The sequence below is a fragment of the Fulvivirga maritima genome, assembly GCF_021389955.1.
In the GTDB taxonomy this organism is placed as follows: Bacteria; Bacteroidota; Bacteroidia; order Cytophagales; family Cyclobacteriaceae; genus Fulvivirga; species Fulvivirga maritima.
Genome location: NZ_CP089980.1, coordinates 5,548,942 through 5,568,613, shown reverse-complemented (window position 1 = coordinate 5,568,613; position 19,672 = coordinate 5,548,942). Strand labels below are relative to the sequence as shown.

The 19,672-nt window shown below is 37.2% G+C and carries 17 protein-coding genes and 1 pseudogene; 12 read left to right on the top strand and 6 right to left on the bottom strand.

The genetic code is table 11. The annotated features are described in order from the left end of the window. Nucleotides 1-263 precede the first annotated feature (263 nt). From LVD15_RS23380 to LVD15_RS23370, 3 genes are read left to right on the top strand one after another with little or no spacing between them, the layout of a single operon-like run. Nucleotides 264-692 carry a DUF3800 domain-containing protein gene (locus tag LVD15_RS23380; protein ID WP_233777603.1) on the top strand — a complete coding sequence of 143 codons (429 nt, stop codon included), beginning with the start codon at nucleotides 264-266 and terminating at the stop codon, nucleotides 690-692. After that, the gene (locus LVD15_RS23375) at nucleotides 619-1,494 is read left to right on the top strand and encodes a hypothetical protein (RefSeq protein WP_233777602.1); all 876 of its coding nucleotides are present in this window, start codon (nucleotides 619-621) and stop codon (nucleotides 1,492-1,494) included. Before LVD15_RS23380 ends, LVD15_RS23375 begins: the two co-directional genes overlap by 74 nt. After that, on the top strand, nucleotides 1,491-2,237 hold the full coding sequence (locus tag LVD15_RS23370; RefSeq protein WP_233777601.1) for a hypothetical protein: 747 nt from the start codon (nucleotides 1,491-1,493) through the stop codon (nucleotides 2,235-2,237). The genes LVD15_RS23375 and LVD15_RS23370 overlap by 4 nt, the downstream gene beginning before the upstream one ends. Nucleotides 2,238-2,314: 77 nt before the next feature. Here LVD15_RS23370 and LVD15_RS23365 read toward each other — a convergent pair whose 3' ends face one another. Next, complete coding sequence (locus tag LVD15_RS23365) at nucleotides 2,315-3,553, bottom strand: IS256 family transposase (protein ID WP_233775818.1); 1,239 nt, start codon at nucleotides 3,551-3,553, stop codon at nucleotides 2,315-2,317. Nucleotides 3,554-3,633: 80 nt separating this feature from the next. Between LVD15_RS23365 and LVD15_RS23360 the strand changes: the two genes are divergently transcribed. The 7 genes and pseudogenes from LVD15_RS23360 to LVD15_RS23330 all read left to right on the top strand — a co-directional run bounded on the left by LVD15_RS23360 (nucleotide 3,634) and on the right by LVD15_RS23330 (nucleotide 10,328). Beyond that, nucleotides 3,634-4,110: a hypothetical protein gene (locus LVD15_RS23360; RefSeq protein ID WP_233777600.1), complete on the top strand. Its 477-nt coding sequence runs from the start codon at nucleotides 3,634-3,636 to the stop codon at nucleotides 4,108-4,110. A gap of 391 nt (nucleotides 4,111-4,501) precedes the next feature. Further along, nucleotides 4,502-5,737 (top strand): annotated as a pseudogene (locus tag LVD15_RS23355) (RHS repeat domain-containing protein); the annotation flags it as partial. Nucleotides 5,738-6,988: 1,251 nt separating this feature from the next. Beyond that, nucleotides 6,989-7,807: an RHS repeat-associated core domain-containing protein gene (locus LVD15_RS23350; RefSeq protein ID WP_305038986.1), complete on the top strand. Its 819-nt coding sequence runs from the start codon at nucleotides 6,989-6,991 to the stop codon at nucleotides 7,805-7,807. Between the two features lie 1,004 nt (nucleotides 7,808-8,811). Then, the gene (locus tag LVD15_RS23345; protein ID WP_233777598.1) at nucleotides 8,812-8,997 is read left to right on the top strand and encodes a hypothetical protein; all 186 of its coding nucleotides are present in this window, start codon (nucleotides 8,812-8,814) and stop codon (nucleotides 8,995-8,997) included. Beyond that, nucleotides 8,913-9,551 carry an RHS repeat-associated core domain-containing protein gene (locus LVD15_RS23340; RefSeq protein WP_233781001.1) on the top strand — a complete coding sequence of 213 codons (639 nt, stop codon included), beginning with the start codon at nucleotides 8,913-8,915 and terminating at the stop codon, nucleotides 9,549-9,551. The genes LVD15_RS23345 and LVD15_RS23340 overlap by 85 nt, the downstream gene beginning before the upstream one ends. A 4-nt stretch (nucleotides 9,552-9,555) precedes the next feature. Beyond that, nucleotides 9,556-9,789, top strand: a complete 234-nt coding sequence (locus LVD15_RS23335; RefSeq protein ID WP_233777597.1) for a hypothetical protein — start codon at nucleotides 9,556-9,558, stop codon at nucleotides 9,787-9,789. Between the two features lie 116 nt (nucleotides 9,790-9,905). Next, a complete protein-coding gene (locus tag LVD15_RS23330; protein WP_233777596.1) occupies nucleotides 9,906-10,328 on the top strand; it encodes a hypothetical protein in 423 nt (140 codons plus the stop codon). A 787-nt stretch (nucleotides 10,329-11,115) separates the two neighbouring features. Here the strand turns inward: LVD15_RS23330 and LVD15_RS23325 are convergent. The 3 genes from LVD15_RS23325 to LVD15_RS23315 form a co-directional block, all read right to left on the bottom strand. Next, nucleotides 11,116-12,000, bottom strand: coding sequence for an HTTM domain-containing protein (locus LVD15_RS23325; RefSeq protein WP_233777595.1), 885 nt, complete (start codon nucleotides 11,998-12,000; stop codon nucleotides 11,116-11,118). 54 nt (nucleotides 12,001-12,054) lie between these two features. Further along, entirely contained in the window at nucleotides 12,055-12,594 is a 540-nt protein-coding gene (locus LVD15_RS23320) for an SdpA family antimicrobial peptide system protein (protein ID WP_233777594.1), read from the bottom strand. Between the two features lie 174 nt (nucleotides 12,595-12,768). Next, nucleotides 12,769-13,539, bottom strand: a complete 771-nt coding sequence (locus tag LVD15_RS23315; protein WP_233777593.1) for a sporulation delaying protein family toxin — start codon at nucleotides 13,537-13,539, stop codon at nucleotides 12,769-12,771. An 816-nt stretch (nucleotides 13,540-14,355) separates the two neighbouring features. Between LVD15_RS23315 and LVD15_RS23310 the strand changes: the two genes are divergently transcribed. After that, on the top strand, nucleotides 14,356-14,709 hold the full coding sequence (locus LVD15_RS23310) for a hypothetical protein (RefSeq protein WP_233777592.1): 354 nt from the start codon (nucleotides 14,356-14,358) through the stop codon (nucleotides 14,707-14,709). A gap of 813 nt (nucleotides 14,710-15,522) precedes the next feature. Here LVD15_RS23310 and LVD15_RS23305 read toward each other — a convergent pair. Both LVD15_RS23305 and LVD15_RS23300 read right to left on the bottom strand, forming a co-directional pair. Then, nucleotides 15,523-15,891: a contact-dependent growth inhibition system immunity protein gene (locus tag LVD15_RS23305; protein WP_233777591.1), complete on the bottom strand. Its 369-nt coding sequence runs from the start codon at nucleotides 15,889-15,891 to the stop codon at nucleotides 15,523-15,525. Nucleotides 15,892-15,959: 68 nt separating this feature from the next. Continuing rightward, nucleotides 15,960-16,496, bottom strand: coding sequence for an RNase A-like domain-containing protein (locus tag LVD15_RS23300; RefSeq protein ID WP_233777590.1), 537 nt, complete (start codon nucleotides 16,494-16,496; stop codon nucleotides 15,960-15,962). 394 nt (nucleotides 16,497-16,890) lie between these two features. On the opposite strand from LVD15_RS23300, the gene LVD15_RS23295 reads away from it, so the two are divergent. Further along, a complete protein-coding gene (locus LVD15_RS23295) occupies nucleotides 16,891-19,488 on the top strand; it encodes a T9SS type A sorting domain-containing protein (protein WP_233777589.1) in 2,598 nt (865 codons plus the stop codon). Nucleotides 19,489-19,672 lie beyond the last annotated feature (184 nt).

Sequence of the window (19,672 nt, the reverse complement as noted above, 5' to 3'; positions counted from 1 at the left end):
AATGTTACAAGTACCTGAAAAAGAGGGTTTTGAATATGTTTTGGAGCAATAGGTGGTTAGCGTAAGTAGAATTACCGCTGCTTAGGTTGTGGTTGTTTATATAACTAGTACTGACCGTATTTCACTTCCTAAAAAGAATATTAAGTGTATAATATTCGTCTAGTTAAGACTTACTGAAGGAATAAATTGAAGACAATCAAATCGATTTTTTAAAAATAGTATTTGTTAAATAATATTTATCCTTAACTTAATTTTATAATAGAGTGAAAGGATATGTTTGTATCCCTGATACGGGTGTTATGGGAAAATACTTTTATGCGATGACCAAAGGGTACTTTTTTATTGATGAATTTGGCACTAACTCCTTGAACATTGAAAAACAAGGAACCACCTCTCATTTTGTCTATTGTGCAATTGGGATAAGTGAAGAAAACATTGACCATGCACGTGAAATGAGAGACCTAATCAGCACAAAATATTTCCAAGGAAGAACTATTAAATCAAGTAGTGTTGGAAACAACAAAAAAGGATTTGAAAAGAGATTACAAGTAATTGAAGAATTACTCAAATTAAACTTCTATATTTTCACACTTGTAGTTGATAAGTCAAAAATTGACAGTGTGGGACTCAAAGAAAAAGAAAGTATTCTACAAATTCTTCCAGCGAATATTTACTCAAAAGCTCTCCAATAACTTCAATCAATTTGAGATATATGCAGATAAAATTGGTGACGCACACTTTCAATCAAGTTTATCAGACCACATTTACAAGAATAGTATTCAGAGAGACCTATTTAATCCAGATAGACTTTATAAGCTGGCTGATGATCAATCTGAAGAACCTTTGATTCAATTCGCAGACTTTATCGCTGGATGCTTAGGTAAGATTTACTCAACTAGTCATTATGATGAAAGAAGCTCCTCGATATTTGAGAAGTTAAGCAGTCGTATTTTCTTAGAATTCTTCCCTTACGCCAAAGAGAACTATTTAGGAAAAGAAATTGATGAAAATGACGAGGAAAACGCTGCGGTAACAGAAATTGCCATCGAAGTTGCCCTTAATTTTCTTGAAACCAGTAATGGTGACGTGAAGGAAGAGGATAAAGAAATCATTCGATTTCTTTTAATGATTTTTAGATCTAACAAAAATAAGGTTGTTAGCACCAACGATCTCTTGACCATTGCAAAAAGAATAAACCCAAACTATTCAGAACAACAGTTAAGACATAGAATTGGATTCTTAAGAGATCAAGGTATCCTTATCGTTAGTATGGAGGGAGAATATGGTTATAAATTACCAAACAAAAAGAGCGACCTTGTAAGATACTATAATCGTCTTCTTAGAAGCATTGTTCCTATGATCAAGAGAATCAAAAATTCGAATGAAATAATAAAACTAAAAACTCTAAATGGAATAGATATTATCGATTCTGTTGATGGCTATGAAATGCTTAGGCAGTTTATTGACATCACAAACTCAAACAAAAAACTATGATTAAACAGCTTCAAAATTTTGCTTTAAAGACCTACTGGATTAACAAGCATATTAACCATGGAAAAAGGAAATACTTCAATGAACTTTTTCTACCAGACTTTATAGAAACCATTAGTTCGAAGTTTTCTATAGCAGATGACTTTGACTTGGATTATGCATTTAGCCAATCCCCTGTTAAAGGACTGATAAGTTCAATGTTTGATCCCAACCAACATTACTTTAATAGTCTAGATTTATCTGTAGCAATCAATATTGCTATTAATGGCTATTGTAATCCACAATACACTAGCAACGAAAACATTATAGACTCAGCAAACTTCATTTGTGAAGAATTAAAGAAGAGGATTTATGACGACAAAATTTTGACGGAGTATCTCAAAGAAATCCACAAGGAACTCTCTCAATTTGATTATTATGTTGAAGGTCAAGAAATCCAAAATGTTCTTTCTGACAAACTATTAATATTCAGAACTTATTTTTCTCGATTCGAAAACAGTGGTTGTACTCATGCTATAACTATTTATCATCAGAGCAAGGATAATACTTGGATAGATTGGAGTTCAGAAAATACAATTACAATCAAGCATCATTGCAAGGGGTTTAACGAAGGCTTCTTTCTATTTGGTTTTGACTATCAACTTTCCACTGGAGAACGGTTAAGAATTGCAAGTAGAGAAGATGGAGCTGAATACTTTAATCCTGAGAAATCCGAATGGGCAAAAAACACAATTTGGGCGGCTTAAAATCCAGCTCAATCGGGGAGTGTTAGCTCATCTCTGTCTGCTTCCCTCCCAGGGGCTAGCCCCTGGGAGGGAATTTTTTATTTTTTGGTTTGACTGGTTTTTAGTTCCAGTTCCAATCTTCCCTCAAATCTAATGGCTAATTGCTGCACCGTCAAACCCCAATTCCGCAAAGGTGAAGTCCATTTTTTCTCAATACGTCTGCAAACTAAGTAAACTAATTTCATCAAGGCCATATCACTGGTAAATGCTCCCTTACTCTTGGTAACTTTTCTTACTTGTCTATGAAAGCCCTCCACTGGATTTGTAGTGTATATTAACTTTCTTATGGGTTTACTGTAATCGAAATAAGTGCTAAGTAGTTCCCAGTTATCATTCCAAGATCGTATCACCACAGGATATTTCTTTCCCCATTTTTCTTCCAGTTCTAATAAAGCAGTCTCTGCCTGATCTTTTGTGTCTGCTTGATAAACTAATTTAAGATCTTGTATAAACACTTTCTGTTCTTTACTGGCTACATATTTCAAGCTATTTCGAATCTGATGAACTACACAAAGTTGAACATCTGTTTGTGGGTAGATGGAGTGTATCGCTTCACTAAAACCTTTCAAGTTATCAGTGCAGGCTATCAAAATATCTTTCAAGCCTCTATTTTGTAGCTCAGTAAGTATCTGAAGCCAAAAATTAGCTCCTTCGCTTTCTGATAGGTACATGCCCAATATCTCCTTGTTGCCCTGCTTATTGATCCCTAAAATATTATAAAGGGCTTTATGCTTCACCTTACCTTCATCTCGCACCTTGAAATGCATGGCATCTAGCCAAACAATACAATAGACCGATTCTAATGGCCTATTTTGCCACTCCTTTACTTTAGGGATCACTCGGTCTGTGATATCACTTAACACCTCTGTTGATATATTTGTGTCATACATCTCCTTGATGTGCTCTTGAATATCTCTCAAACTATTACCTAGCCCATACATGGCTATTATTTGCTTCTCAAGATTGTCTGCCAGTATACGCTGGCGTTTCTCTACTATTCTTGGCTCAAAGCTGCTATGACGATCTTGAGGAGTATTTATCTCAACGTCTCCTAAACTACTCTTAACTGTTTTCTGGCCTTTGCCATTGCGCTTATTGCCATGAGAGCGTCCTTTTTCTTCACTGGATAGGTGATCCTCCATTTCTGCTTCCAGAGCTTCTTCTAAGAACTCCTTCAACATGGGGCTGAAAGCCCCATCCTTACCAAATAGAGATTCTCCTTTTAAAAATTGTTTAAGTGCTTTTTCCTTTAATTCTTCTTTCTCTTGTTTGTTCATTGCTCTTTAGTCTAAACATTATTTCTTTATATCCAAAGTTTAGACAGAGATGAATTGACAGTCTCATAGTGTGCATTGCTATGCGTTATTTTATTTGGAAAGATAACGATGTCATAACTAGAAAAGGTTTTACAAGATATCTGTTTAACAAGTCTAATTTTAATGTAAATTTGACTTGTTACGAAGATCTGATAGGATTAACAACAGATGGGGCTACTTTCGATTTTTATGAATATGAAATAGGAGGTTTAGATGAGTTAAGCTTAAAAGAAAATTATCCTAAGTATGAAAAAGTCTTTAATACCAACCAACTAACTAATATGGATTTTTCATATTGGAAACATACTCCAATACCAAAGGAGAGGGGGGCATATCATTTTGATATTGCATATTCTAGTAATTTATCAAATAGTTTCTGTTCGTCTGAATTTCAGAGAAATGACTTAATGAGCCAGTCCGGTAACTATTATAGTTACATTAGCGCTTATCCTATTGGAGTGTATTTATTTATATACTCACCCTTTGAAGAAACTTTATATGTAATTTTTAAAAAATAAAAACTTTTTTTACTAGTTGTTCGTAGTCTGTAACTACGAACTTTCAAATGATCAGGAGTGTCTCCGACACGGTATTAAAATACCCTTTCTGCTCAGCCAGCAGTACTGATCATTAATACCCTGGCTCTCCACTCCGTTACGGCCGGAATGACGGTTTGATGTGGATTTATCCTTCCAACAACTGGTCATTGCCAATCCAGCGAAGTGCAATGAAGTAATCTTAAAGTTACTTCTAGAGTCTATTGCAGCCTGGGTTCCATAGCCTAATTATCTTTCCTTTTTTGCAATCGATCAAAAGAGTTACAAAAATTCAAGGTGAATTTCTCTATTTGATGATATATGATTTTATCTATATTTACGCCTCTAACGAAGGCCAGCAAGATACGCCTACCAGGGTAATTTTGCGGAAGAAGATGAAGAGACGGGCTGGAATAGTTTTGAATTAAGGATGTATGATCCTGTTATTGGTAGGTGGATGGCTACTGATCCTAAGAAAGTAGGTTTTTCACCTTATATAGGAATGGGCAATAATCCTTTAAAAATGTATGACCCTGATGGTGGTAGTCCTTTAGACATAATTTTTCAAAACAAAAACGGCGATGAAATTGGGAGGATAATTCAACCTGGTGATGACGTTACTTATCAAATAAACACTGATTATGAAACTTCTAACCCTTTTAAGCTTGACCCTCAAGCATTCGCGAAAGCGTTAAATGTAAGTATACCTGACTTGGATGCTATCGGATTTGGAGTAGAGTATAGTGGCACGTTTGGAGGTGGCCTAAATGGAGGATTCGAAGGGGTTTACTTTTTATCCGGGAAAGTTAAAGGCTCTTTTTGGGTTTACGATAAGGTAGGAGGGCAAATAGGGTTGGAAGGAAGTATTGGAGTATATGGTTTTGCAGCTGTTAAAAGTTTAGGGAATGTTACCGCGGATAGTTGGCTTGGAACTTTTAGCATGTATGGTGGAGGAGTTGGAAATTATGGAGGATCATATTTTTGGAGTAATTCGGTGAGTACTGTTGAGAAGGGTGTTGTTGATATATATCCTGGGCAACATGGTGTAGTTGATTGGAAAGGGATTTCATTGGGAGGGGGGATGCTCCTGGGCTTAAAGTTGGTGCAAAATGGGGAAAATCAGTTTATCCTTATGCTGAATGGGTTGGTCATGGAGGGCGTGTTTTTTCCAAATGATAAATATTTTATGAAAATAATAATACCTATCGAAATAGATTTAAGTCGTAATGAAGCTATTTTGCATTATATAAAGAACGTTTTAGTGAAAGAAAAAAATAACAATGTAATAATAGATGGAAATGATATTTTATTTAAAAATAATATTTTTAATAAACAGAGTGGAAACAGCCGGTTTGCTTATATTATTAGAGGGCAGATAAAGGTGGAAAAATCTGTAGTTGTTATTTTGTACACCTTGCCTAAAATTTTTCTTTTTCTTTTTATAATCACATTTATTTGTGGATTTGCATATAAATATTCATTCATATTATCGATAATATTTTTTTGGTTACATTTTGCTAATTACGTTAGTACATACCTTAGACAAAAAAGATTTATGAAGCAAAAAATCCGTTTTTTTACCGAAACTATTGAGCCTAGTCGTTCGTAGTCTGCGACTATGAACTTTTAAATGATCACGAGTGTCTTCTACACGCTATTAAAACCGCTTCACTGCTCAGTTGACAGTACTGATCATTAAGATCCCGGCTCTCCACTTCGTTACGGCCGGGATGGCGGTTTGATGTTGGTTTATACCCCCCTCTGGTCTAAGCATATAAAAAGATAAAACTGGCGCAAGTGTCCCCATCTGGTCTAAGCATATAAAAAGATGAAACTGGCGCAAGTGTCCACTTGTGCCAATTTTGTTTTCAGTTATCTAGTTGTGTGAGGTCCCCTAGTTGTTCGTAGTCTGTGACTACTAACTTTCCAATGATCACGAGTGTCTCCGACACGGTATTAAAACCACTTCACTGTTCAGTTAGCAGTACTGATCAGCGAGATCCCGGCTCTCCACTTCGTTACGGCCGGGATGACGGTTTTATGTTGGTTTATACTTTCAGCAATCAGTCATTGTAAATACAGCGAAGCAATCTCGAAGTTATTACTACAGTCCATTGCAGCCTGTATTCCATAGTCCCGAGATTACTTCGTCATACCTTCCTCGCAATCACCAGATAGGGTAAGACGTCATTCCTGAATCATGCAGCATAGCGGAATGATATCAGGAATCTCACTGTTCTGTTAGCACTATCTGATCAGCGAGATCCCGGCTCTTCCCTAGTTGTTCGTAGTCTGTGACTACTAACTTTCCAATGATCACGAGTGTCTCAGACACGATATTAAAACCGCTTCACTGCTCAGTCAGTAGTACTGATCAGTGAGATCCAGGTTCTTCACTCCGTTACTGCCGGGATGACGATAATGATTGTGTTACGTATAATTATACTGGTTATTGCAAATACAGCGAAGCGTAGTGAAGCAATCTCTAAGTTACTACTACAGTCCATCTTAGCCTGCATTTCATAGTCACGAGATTACTTCGTCATATCTTCCTCATAATCACCAGATAAGATATGGCGTCATTCCTGAATCATGTAGCATAGTGGAATGATATCAGGAATCTCACTGCTAAGCCAGTAGTACGGATGATTAAGATTCTGGCTCAACTTCATTACGTTAGGGGTGATGTTTTATACGTTCAAAAACTGAGCTAGATGTAACCATAGAAAAACCAGGATTTATCTATATTTACGCCTCTAACGAAGACCAGCAAGATATGGATGTTTATTTTGATGACCTTAAAGTAACCCATAACCTCGGTAACGTAGTATCAGGGTCAGATTTCTAACCCTTTGGTTTAATCATGACAGAAAGAAATATTACCCGCGAGGAATTTAGATACGGCTACCAGGGTAATTTTGCAGAAGAAGATGAAGAGACGGGCTGGAATAGTTTTGAATTAAGGATGTATGATGCTGTTATTGGTAGGTGGATGGCCACTGATCCTAAGAAAGTAGGTTTTTCACCTTATATAGGGATGGGCAATAATCCTTTGAAAATGTATGACCCTGATGGAGGCGCGCCACTTGATGGGTATCGTGATAGTGATGGTAATTATGTATGGTTTGACGATAGAACCTCAGAATCATTTGTAGATAATAATGGTACAGAATGGAATAAAGTAACTGATAATTACGGGGCCTGGATCGAAGCGTTAACGATATTAGAAGGAAATATTTCATTTTTGACTGATATGGGTTATGATCCGGTTCAAGTTAGAAAGGACGTTCAATTACTGAATGGTGATCATGAATATTTTACGAAATTTTCTACCTTAAATAATTCAAGCAATTATATAAGTGGCAATCAGTGGTCAGATGCTTATTCCATTACAGGAACAGGACTTGTTAGGCAAAGTACATTTTCTAATATGGGGTATTCAATCAAATACTATCAGGATAAGGGAGCTCATGAAAACATACATGCTCTTGGGATTGTGAAAAGCAATTTTTTTCTGCATAGTTGGGAAGCTGGTTGGGAAGTTGGAGAATTTTTATTTTTTCCTGATGATGCAGTTATGGATATGCACTTTGCTAACCCTTTTAATTATAATAAGAGCAATTTTGTCAATTCAATGATGAGGCATACAGAAATCGGTTTCAAAACGATGAAAAAATAATAATGTATAATTTTATTGTGATAATTATTCTTACGAGTATTAATTTAGCTATAAATTTAAGTATAAACTTGTTTTATACGTCCTCTTCATTTGGCTGGATTCCTACTCTAATAATTTCTTTTGTTTTTACCCTTGGATGGTTTTTTTTAAAAAAATATAGATTCTGGTTTTATCCATTATTTGTTTCAATTTTACAATTATTATTTATTTCTTATGATTATTATATTATAAATAACGGAGCGATAGATGAACTAATTACAATGTGGAATATAAATTTTTTTATAGGTTTTGAGCTGGTCATTAAATTTATTCGGAAAATGGAATTTAATATAATTTTTAGGGTAATAGCCAATACTTTAGTTTTTTTCTTATACGGTTCAATTGTAATTTTTTCATCTAAAAATTTAGCTAAAATATTATGTAATCATATGAATTTTGAGTCGAAAAATACGGGTTTTAATATATACAAATTCCCCAAACTGGCGCAAGTGTCCACTTGTGCCTATTTTTGTTTTCAGTTATCCGTAGTCTGTGACTACTAACTTTCCAATGATCACAAGTGTCTCCTACACATTATTAAAACCACTTCACTGTTCTGCTAGCAGTACTGATCAGCGAGATCCCGGCTGTCCACTTCGTTACGGCCGGGATGACGGTTTAATGTTGGTTTATACTTTCAGCAATTAGTCATTGTAAATACAGCGAAGCAATCTCAAAGTTACTTCTACAGTCTATTGCAGTCTGCATTCCATTGCTTCAAGCTTACTTCGTCATACCTTCCTCGTAATTACCAGATAGAATATGACGTCATTCCTGAATCATGTAGCATAGCGGAATGATATCAGGAATCTCACTGCTAAGCCAGTAGTACGGGTGATTAAGATTCTGGCTCAACTTCATTACGGCAGGAGGGGTGGTTTATACTTTCAAAAACTGAGTTAGATGTAACCATAGAAAAACCAGGATTTATCTATATTTACGTTTCTAACGAAGACCAGCAAGATATGGATGTTTATTTTGATGACCTTAAAGTAACCCATACCCTCGGTAACGTAGTAGCCGGCTCAGATTTCTATCCCTTTGGTTTAACCATGGAAGAAAAGACATTACCCGTGAAGAATTTAGATATGGCTACCAGGGTAATTTTGCAGAAGAAGATGAAGAGACCGGCTGGAATAGTTTTGAATTAAGGATGTATGATCCTGTTACGGGCAGGTGGATTAGCACTGATCCCATGAGACAATATGCCAGCCCATACAACGGCAATGGGAATAATCCTATTAATAATATTGATCCTACAGGAGGATTAAATCCAGTTTACGGTTCAGACGGTATATTTAGAGGAGTTGATGAGTTTGGGTTGCAAGGTGAAGCTATTATTTATGATGGTGCATTTACAAATGGCATGAGCCAGAGTTCGATCCTTAATAATGGAGGTTCATTTTTTACGGATGCCCTTACTTCATTATCTGATGGAGCAATGAAAAGCGTGGTTTCTCATCTTCTAACTCTTCCTTCGAGACCTGATTGGGATGGTATAGTTACATTATCGGAAGCTGAAGAATGGTACCGTGGTGGCAGTGGTCAGCCATTATATGTTGATATAAGTAAAATGGGTTTTAAAGCTAGTACTTTTTCTGTGTCAGATTTTAAGGGGGGTACCTTTACACAAGTAAACTTTTTTGCTTTTTTTGATACTCATATAACTGATTCAAGTATTCCATGGAGGCCATCGAGAGAATAATACTATGTCAAGGGTATACGGAACCTTAAGAGTTAACCTTTTAGATAGGCATAAAGGGACTATTAGTCTTAAAAACAGTCCTCGATATGGTGGAGGCTTTGATGGTTTTGATTTTAATATTGGACTTTTTAAAAAGATTACTGGATTTGGAGCAAGTAACCCTGTGCCTTTTAATTTCATGGGATATGGAACAGGTACTATTCATATAACCAAACCTAAGCCAGGGGGTAACTTATGAAGAATAGAAGGAGGATTCTTTTACCCTATTATCTTGTTATTAAACCTAAATCAGATATGATATATAGGTTTTTTTGTTCCATATTAATGATTCTTTGCATTTCATGTTCGAATGATTTGAAAAATCAGATTTTACCTGACTATTGTGTTTTGTCTCAAAAAAAATCTTTTAAAGGGGTTCTGGATGAGGTAACAATATATTCTGTTAGTTTACCTGATTCTATAATTAATGTTAAATTAGATGGGTATCCTAAAAATTCAGATGATATGAATACATTAAAATGGATAAATTTAAATGAATTAAGTGACGAGAATAAAGTGAGGCTAATTAAAGAGATACAAGATGCTAATCAAACTAAAAATGACATTTATGTATCACAATTAATTTCTGCATTGCATAATTCAGATTCAATTTTTTTTGCTGGATATTATGACGTTAGAAAATCTGTAACTTATTCTTATAATTTTTATTATTACAAGTTCTTTTTTGATTTATCGGAACAGAAACTTTATCTGTTTGATTATGTAGAGGGAAGTTAAGTACCCTAGTTGTTCGTAGTCTGTACTACTAACTTTCCAATGATCACGAGTGTCTCCGACACGGTATTAAAACCACTTCACTGTTCAGTTAGCAGTACTGATCAGCGAGATCCCGGCTCTCCACTTCGTTACGGCCGGGATGACGGTTTTATGTTGGTTTATACTTTCAGCAATCAGTCATTGTAAATACAGCGAAGCAATCTCGAAGTTATTACTACAGTCCATTGCAGCCTGTATTCCATAGTCCCGAGATTACTTCGTCATACCTTCCTCGCAATCACCAGATAGGATATGACATCATTCCCCATCTGGTCTAAGCATATAAAAAAGTGAAACTGGCGCAAGTGTCCACTTGTGCCAATTTTGTTTTCAGTTATTTAGTTGTGTGAGGTCTGCTATTAAGAACTTTCTAAGAATCACTAATGTCTTAGAAATAGTATCAAAACCCACTCATTGCTCAGCCAGCACTACTTGATCTGTAAGATCCCGGCTCTCCACTTCGTTACGGCCGGGATGACGTTTTGATGTTGGTTTATATTTTCAGCAATTAGTCATTGTAAATACAGCGAAGCAATCTCGAAATTACTACTACAGTTTATTGTAGCCTGCATTCCATAGTCCCGAGATTAATTCGTCATACCTTCCTCATAATCACCAGATAGGGTAAGACGTCATTCCTGAATCATGCAGCATAGCGGAATGATATCAGGAATCTCACTGTTCTGTTAGCACTATCAGATCAGTGAGATCCCTGCACTTCACTTCGTTGTTGGTATCTTCTTTTAACTCACTGATTACTCCTACTGAGTATTCGGGATAGCTTATTGGTCATAAGCAATGTTGGGTTTTTTGTTCTAAGTCCTTTAATGGAATCAACAATAGCAGACCAGGAAAACTCATGATCAACCGGGTGGAGGTATAGAATGAGTCCTGCAGTCATGGCGAAGAAGAAAGAGCCTAGTCCATGTACCAGAATGATGGCAAAGTGAAAGATTATGGCCGCATACAGCATTCGCCTTTTCTTCTTTTGCTCCATAAAAATGGCAGCAAAGAGAGCCGCTTCTAGTGCTAATACACCCCAGTCTAATACTCTACCTAAAAACGGATCGGCTACGACCCAACCAAAGAGGCTTCTGAGCCAATCATCTGCTCCGAAAGGAGTGTGGTTAAACCAGTAATAAAATGCAGTTCCATTTCTCCACTCGTCTACACCAAACTTGTCTACAAAAGCAAAGAAGTACAGCAAGCTCATTTGCAATTGTATAATCAGAGCGCTGGAGTAAGCAAAGTAGCGCAGAAAGAAGCCAGGCCTTTTGAAAAATGTTTGGTCTGGTGCATACCAGTGATTGAGCCTTGGATCGGTAATGGCAATAGGAATGATGAATATGCTTAAGATCTGAGCTATCTGATCTCCGCCTTCAATGACCAGGGCCACGTTGAAGTAGCTGATGGCTATCCAGGCGTGTAGCAAGCAGCTGAGCTGTGGTAAATATCCGGAAATAACCCATAATAATATAACGCAGGCAATAACCACTGACAGAGTAAGGTTATTATGCCCCATGATAGCGAAGAAGTTCCATGAGAGGGTATCGTGAGACGGCGAGAATAGTTCATTGGGAAAGCTTCTGCCGTTGTCTGAAAACAAAAAGGTGATCAGTAGGCTTAAGGCCATGAGAGACTCTGGCCAATCCGTAGATATTGGTATGAACGTTTTTTGCGTAGGTATTCATGAAGGGTCAGGTTTAGTGTATTTAAGTGCTATACGCATAACTCTATAGGGCCTGTAATGCTCCTGATTTTTGCCTGCCCACAAAAATGAAATGGGCTCATAGCGATAAATAAGGTATTCACCATCAGGAAAATGTTGGATAGACCGATCCACCTCAATTTTTACAGTTTCTTTGGGTAGGTGATCTTTAAAATCTCCCTTGCCGGAAGTCCATTTATCTTCAGGTAGGTATTCAAGCAAAATAGCTACATCTATACTTACAAAACGGGCGTTTCTGGAGAAACCAAATAGATTTTGGGCAGACGCATTTTTTATGGTGATGTTTTTAAGTGTATTATTTTCTATAGCGTAGGCTTCTGTAATTCCTTCTTGTGGGTTTCTGGTGAAGAAGCCCCAACCTTGAGGAAACATGGACATTGAAAGCTTTTTAACGGGATAGGGTAGCTTGTAGTCTGGTGTATTATATATTCGGGTGAGCATTAACGCCATAAATATCCAGAAGCTCCATATCAGAATAATCGAGATATTTTTCTTCATAGTATAGTGACATTGGCTAAATGATAAAAGAATTTTATAAAGGGGTAGGAGGTAGGTTTAGGAATAGGTTTCATGATGATTGATTTTTTAAGTTTGAAAAAAGTGGAAAGGAATTAATGCCGACAGGCATAATTCCAAACCACAATATATGATTCATTGCTTAACCCAAATCAATCAGCTCAGACTTTTTTCTGATAACTGAGCCACTAGGGCATCATTGAAATCATCTGCAGGAGAAATAGGTATTTTCCAATTTACTGACCAGTTCACGTTACCAGCATATACGGCATTTACTACTACAGCCACATTACCAGCAACTACAGCTGTTACCGCTAAGGCGCCAAAGGCAAATACACACTGTCCTCTGCCTACGGTAGAGTCAAAATTAGCAAAATCAATATCGTAGTCTTCTTTGAATATTTGAGCCAGCTTTTCTACATCTTCAGCATTGTTAAAGTTTAGGTTTTTAATACGTGAATCGTTAAGATTCACTTTTTTAGAGTCTATCTCCTGCATAATTTTGAAATAGTCTCCATACTCAGAAGCTAAACCGGCAGCTTTAAACATCTGACGAGCATTATTAAGTCCCATCTCTACTTCATATAGATTTTCAGACTTCATGTTCTCAGCAAATTTGCTGAAAAACTGAGGATCCAATTCGTGAATTGTTCCCATGATCTCTGTTTTGAAGTATTGATAATCAACTTCTACGGTCTCATCCTGAGTAGCCGCTTGCAGCTGATCAACGCCAGGCTTAAGCACGTCTATGGAGTTAGCCAGTTCACCTTCCATGAAAAATATAGCATTGAAAATTTCTTCTCCGCTATAATCTTTTACCGAATCTGATTGTGCAGATTGGTCACTGTCATTACAACTTGTGGTTAGTACTAAAAGAGAAAATATTGCAATTGAACTTTTTGCAAAGTTTTTAAATGAGTTTATCATAATGTTAGTTTTAGGTAATTAATGATTTTGAAATGAGGTATTTCAAATGATTTCTTGGGGTTTTGGGTTGAACAAGGAATCTATAATAAGTTAAATAAATAATCTCTTTAAGTCAATTAGGTGCGGTGGGTATTTTTGAGATAATACGAATTAAGGGTTTTGTTTATAGTGTGTTTTGTGACGGTTGATATACAAGTATATGTCTATGATAAAATGCAGCTCATTGCAGTCTACATTCCATTGCTTTAAGCTTACTTCGTCATACCTTCCTTGTAATTACCAGATAGGATAGGCCGTCATTCCTGAATCATGTAGCATAGCGGAATGATATCAGGAATCTCACTGTTCACTTAGTAGTATTGATCAGTAAGATCCCGGCTCTTCACTTCGTTGCGGCCGGGATGACGGTGTGATGTTGGTTTTTAGTCAAGTTTATAATTTAGAGGCACAAGCGGTTTTGCGCCAGATTTTCTTATTACCTTGAACCAGCTGGGGATGATCAATCATATAAAAATCTTTTGAAATCATGTTTATCATACTTATCAAAAATATCACAGTCTAAGACAATAGTTTCTTGAATGTTTCAAGTGCTTCTGGGTGTTCTTGGTTTTGGCTGTCTATTTCTATTTTTCGATCTCAAAAATGGCCTAGAACTTATACATTGCTTGAACCTAGTGCAGCCTTCATATTTCTTGAAGTAAAAGGTAGAAGTATAGCAAATGGAATATTAGTCAAATTTATAATTTGGATGCACAAGAGGGTTTGCGCCAGATTTTCTTATTACCTTGAACCAGTTTTTGGGGAGACATATAACTTTTGAATATAACCTGTGGAATGGAGAAAAAATCAGTCCTTTTTAGCATCTTTTTAATAGCGATGTTTGTCTCAAGTTCTTGTAGATCTCAGGGGCAGCTTAATGAACAATATTTTGTAGATAAAGCTGACAGTCTTGCACTTAGATATGTGAAGTCGATTATTAGTGATAATGACTTAAAAGTAGATACTGTTTATGTAACTATTAAGCATCAGTATAGCTATAAAGGGTGTGACAATATCTATGTATTATCTGTAAGTTCTTTTATCAGGCCGATTGAAAACCAAGATATGCCCTTTCACTATACAATTGTTAATGATGAAAGTTTTTTTTTTAGTCACATTCCATTATTCTGATTTTTATGAATATAACTACGAAGAGGTTAGGCAAACTCTTAAAGAGTATAACCTAATAGTTGAAGTGGACTCTGATGGTTATTATGCAACTGAAGATATAAAAGAATATCAGATTATTTCCGAATTGTCATGGTATTGTTTTATAGATAAAACGAAACCTAACAAGATTTTAGTGACGCCGTCGTTGAGAGTTTTAGATCTATTACCGTATTTCAAGAATTGCGACCTTTAGCAAGTGCAGCACCCAAACTGGCGCAAATGTCCACTTGTGCCTATTTTGGTTTTAGCTAACTAGTTGTTCGTAGTCTGCAACTACGAACTTTCTAAAGAATCACGAGTGTCTCCGTCACGGTATGAAACTCGCCTCACTGTTCCTTTAGCAGTACTTGATCAGCGAGATCCCGGCTCTTCACTCCGTTACGGCCGGGATGACGATAATGATTATAGTAACTTATAATTATACTAGTAATTGCAAATGCGGCGAAGCGGAATGAAACAATCTCGAAGTTACTACTACAGTCTATTGTAGCCAGCATTCCATAGTCACGAGATTACTTCGTCATACCTTCCTCGTAATAACCAGATAAGATATGGCGTCATTCCTGAATCATGCAGCATAGCGGAATGATATCAGGAATCTCTCTGCTCAGTTAGCACTACATGATCATTAAGACCCCGGCTCTCCACTCCGTTACGTCCGGGATTACGATAATGATTATGGTACTTAAAATTATAATGGTTATTGCGAATGCAATGAAGTGTAGCAATCTCGAACTGTCCTTCGTAGGCAATTGAAGTGCTGCATTCCAAAATCTAGCTTGTTCTCTCAATCAATTGATTCTTAATCATTTCTAGCCATGATTGAATTTCTGAGTTGTTCGGGAAGTAGCGATTAGCGGTGCTAAGAGCTTCTGGCCAGGAGCTGTTGTCATTTATGAGTAGATGGAGCTCATCCAGGGTTTGCTGAATTACTTCTGGTGGGTTTTGCTGTGTGAACTGATGTACTACTTCCTGATCTGTAAGGCCGTCAAGGTCGGCTTCGGGAAAGTAGCTGGCAAAGAATTGAAAGGTGAAAGGGTACTTTTGTTCGAAGGTCATATGTATTAAAAAGGCCGAATTCAGGTATATGGAGTAGGGGTGTTTAGTGTTATTGAGGTGCTCAACAAAATGAATGGTAAGCACCTCAATATGTTTTGTAATTACTTCTTATACAGATATATGCATTTCTAAACCGTAATTTTGGTTTTTATTTAATTCGGATAAGAAGTTAATACATAATAGCCATTAGGAGCACTGGATTTTTTCTGCAATACTACCAAAAATCTGCTTGAAGCTACTGGGCTGCTACTACCACGATATAGTATTTTGCCTATGGCTCTATGGTGTGTGTAAGTAAAAGAAATTCTAGAGCTACTGCCATTTTTCCAGTTGTTTATACTGTTACTATTGGCATTAATTGCATTTACAATTACCTGTCCTGCCTGGTTGAGCTCATAGAATGTACTGGCTGCGCTAATGTTACTGGTGTTTAAACGGTTTCTCAAATATGAGTCAGATTTTGCCACATGCCTTTCTATAGTATGTCCGCCAAGACTCTCTTGTTGTCGTAGAAAAGGTGCATTTTCTTCATGAACGTCTCCCTGCTGATCAGCTTCTACAGCTACTGGTTCAGCTTGTGGTACTACCTGATCTTGTTCTTGGCAGGCACCCAATGAAAGGGTAATACCAATAAGAAAAAGACCGAATAAATGGTTAAGGTTGGTTTTGAATGATTTCAGATTTTTCATTTTAATAGTTAGTGATCAGCGCGGCATAGAAACACATATGCATAGGTTTTCCTTTGCACTGATTAGGTTGAACATAGGTTTAGGTTGTGCATCTACTTCATACGAATATAGTCTTAAATAATATGAAAAAAATTAAACCAATGTTAAATGTAGGTTATTTGATCAAAGATACAGTCAACTTGCTGGTTATTTGGGTATTGCATTTAATTCATATGAGTATAACAGTGACTGGCGTATTTTGAAATAATAAAAGAAAGAAGGTGTCGGTTAAAAAAGCATTGTTTCTTGTAAGGTAAGTGCTGGAAGCTGCCACCTGATCTTTATAACTTGTACTTACCAAATATGGTCTTATGTACCATCCAATAATTTTTTAATCAACTTAAACTGTTTTAAAATGAGAAAATTAAGATTCTTGTTTTTATTGAGTCTTGCTCTGGCATTTTGCTCGAGCTTGCAAGCTCAGACTAACATGGCCATTACGGCCACCAGTTCTACCTCCTATGTATCGCCTTGGGAAACGCTTTCAGCTATTAATGATGGCTCTAGTCCGTCTAGTTCTAGTGATAACTCTCAAGGTGCTTATGGAAACTGGAACAACCCAAACTCTATTCAGTGGGTACAATATGACTGGACCGAAAATGTAACGTTCACTTCCACTCAAGTGTATTGGTTTGATGATGGGGGCGGGGTATTAACCCCAACCACTGCCTATGCAGAATACTGGAACGGATCATCATGGGTGAGTCTTGGTAATGTGCCAAGAGTAAAAGATGCATGGAATACACTTTCCATAAATGATGTAACCACCACGCGTCTACGCCTTTCAATGTCTAATACTAGTCAGAGTACTGGTATTTTAGAGTGGAGAGCTATTGGTTATGTAGGCAACAGCGGATGTCCTGCTACTTCTATTACTCCTTATTATCAGGTAAATGGCGGCAGCTGGAGCTCTGGCACTAATATTACTGTGGCTTCTGGTGATGATATTCGCTTTGGTCCTCAACCAACATCAGGTGGCTCTTGGAGCTGGTCTGGTCCTGCGGGTTATACTTCTACAACCAGACAGGCAGTAGTGAGTAACGTTACTTCGGGAGCTACAGGTACTTACACTGCAGTGTATACTAACAGTTGTGGCACTACAAGTTCCGCTTCTTTTTATGTGTCTGTAAGCACAAATAGCGGTGAGTCTTTCGAATGGCCTGAATATTCTCCTAATATCAGTTATAACTTTGCTGATGAGTTTCCATCATTATCTACACCTACGCAGGTGTTAGATGATTGCCCTCAGGTAGTTGGAACATCATCTTCTGACTGGTGGACTTTCCGCTGGGGACCTAATGCTAATTCATTAGTTACTTCTGCAGCCATCACTCCTTTATTACAAAGAATGAATACTGATTTTGCTTATTTCAGAGATGAAATGGGATGGCCACCAGATTTGAGAGCTAAAAATGGTTACAGAAGTGCAGTATACCTGTATGGTTCAGGGCTTTGTACTGATAATGCTTCTAATACTGACCTTGGCGGATGGCAAAGTGCTATTTACTATAATGGAACGAGCTGGCCGATGGTATTGGCTTCATATTACCCTATTTATAGCTTTGACCCTGCTTGTACTTACCCTGATAAAGAGGCGCAACAAAGTGCTATGGTTCATGAAGGTATTCATGCTTTGTTAGCTGATTTACCTGGTGTAAAACAGTCAGCATGGTTCCATGAAGGAGGTAACGTGTGGTTACAACAAACTGCCGATGCCAGAAGAAATCAGAACTACAGCTCAATGGGATTCCTTAATGGTACAGATTTTATAGCTCCTTTTATGCCTATAGAATGTTATTCTGGCTGGTTGCAAGATGGTAGCTTTGGCGGACCTTCTGCTGAAGGTGTAAACATGTTTGATGGTAATCAGCAGATTTGTACCTGGAGAACCTATTTAGGAGGACATCAATACAGTACTTCATTCCCCACTTTTGTAGGGCTTACGCTTGGTGATGGTGCTATTCCCTGGATATGGAGATACTGTGAAGGTCGAGTGCTGGAAGGTATGGCTGATGGTATAGGAGAAGCTCAGATTAGAAGGCTGATTTCTGAATATCGTGCCAAGCAAGCCTTGGTAGATTTTGGTCCGTGGAGAAATGCTATTGTTAATCTTATAGATGGTAACTTCCAAACTAATATTGGCGCAGAATGGCAACCTTCTTGGTTGAACCCTGAAGTGTGGGTAGCTACACCTTATGTTAAAACTACTAATAATGGTTCAGGTCTACTTACTCCTGAGTCTCGTACTACTCCGGGTTGGTCAGGTGCTAACCAGATTCCTTTAACAGTAACAGGCGATTCTGTAGCGGTTAATTTCCAGCCAATAGGAGAAAATATGACTTGCCAGTTGGTATACAGAAACACAAGTGGTGAGCCAGTATACAGTGCTTTAGTAGAGAGCGGCCCTGTAAGCTTAAAGCTTGATCAGCCTTCTATTAATGGAGTGGTTATAGCTGTAGTTACTAACACTGATTATATTTATGAAGGTGAATCTACAAGAACTGCGCATTTTGATTATCGCTTACAATTAGTGTCAGGGGTGTCTGGTGCTGCTAGTCCTTATACCAGATGGTATAGATTTAATAGCGTTAATTCTTCTGCCAGATCGGGTAGTGTAGAAACTCAAACAGGTATTGACTGGGCAGAATACTGCTTCCATTCTAATCCTCCGGTTTCAGATATGGAAGTGGCACAAGCTGCTACCGATGCTGACCTGATGGTATATCCTAACCCAGTAGCAGAAGGTGGAGTGCTAAAAGTAGAATTTGCTAATAAAAATGCCTTGCCTACAGATATTTCAGTAGTAGATATCTATGGTAAAGAAGTGTATAAAGGTCAAACTAATACTAATAGTTTTGACTTGCTAAGTGGAGCAGAAATGAAGTCAGGAATGTATATTATTAAAATAAAGAATGCAGTGACTGATGTGAAAAGAAAAGTGCAGATAAAATAACACTTAGTGTAAATTAGAAGAGGTTGTAGCTAATATACAACATACAAAAGCCCCGCAAGATTAATTCTTGCGGGGCTTTTTTGTTTCTGCGGCTTCAAAGCAAACAAAATGTAAAGCGCTTTGAGTTATATTGACTTTCTTAAATTGAGGTTATGTTGAGACCTAATACTTGTTTCAATCGTAC

What these genes read in the sequence shown, in the direction of transcription:
- LVD15_RS23370 (WP_233777601.1), top strand. Translation starts at nt 1,491, where the DNA reads ATGATTAAACAGCTTCAAAATTTTGCTTTAAAGACCTACTGGATTAAC.
- LVD15_RS23365 (WP_233775818.1), bottom strand. Translation starts at nt 3,553, where the DNA reads ATGAACAAACAAGAGAAAGAAGAATTAAAGGAAAAAGCACTTAAACAA.
- LVD15_RS23360 (WP_233777600.1), top strand. Translation starts at nt 3,634, where the DNA reads ATGCGTTATTTTATTTGGAAAGATAACGATGTCATAACTAGAAAAGGT.
- LVD15_RS23345 (WP_233777598.1), top strand. Translation starts at nt 8,812, where the DNA reads ATGGATGTTTATTTTGATGACCTTAAAGTAACCCATACCCTCGGTAAC.
- LVD15_RS23335 (WP_233777597.1), top strand. Translation starts at nt 9,556, where the DNA reads ATGTCAAGGGTATACGGAACCTTAAGAGTTAACCTTTTAGATAGGCAT.
- LVD15_RS23325 (WP_233777595.1), bottom strand. Translation starts at nt 12,000, where the DNA reads ATGGCCTTAAGCCTACTGATCACCTTTTTGTTTTCAGACAACGGCAGA.
- LVD15_RS23320 (WP_233777594.1), bottom strand. Translation starts at nt 12,594, where the DNA reads ATGAAGAAAAATATCTCGATTATTCTGATATGGAGCTTCTGGATATTT.
- LVD15_RS23315 (WP_233777593.1), bottom strand. Translation starts at nt 13,539, where the DNA reads ATGATAAACTCATTTAAAAACTTTGCAAAAAGTTCAATTGCAATATTT.
- LVD15_RS23300 (WP_233777590.1), bottom strand. Translation starts at nt 16,496, where the DNA reads ATGAAAAATCTGAAATCATTCAAAACCAACCTTAACCATTTATTCGGT.
- LVD15_RS23295 (WP_233777589.1), top strand. Translation starts at nt 16,891, where the DNA reads ATGAGAAAATTAAGATTCTTGTTTTTATTGAGTCTTGCTCTGGCATTT.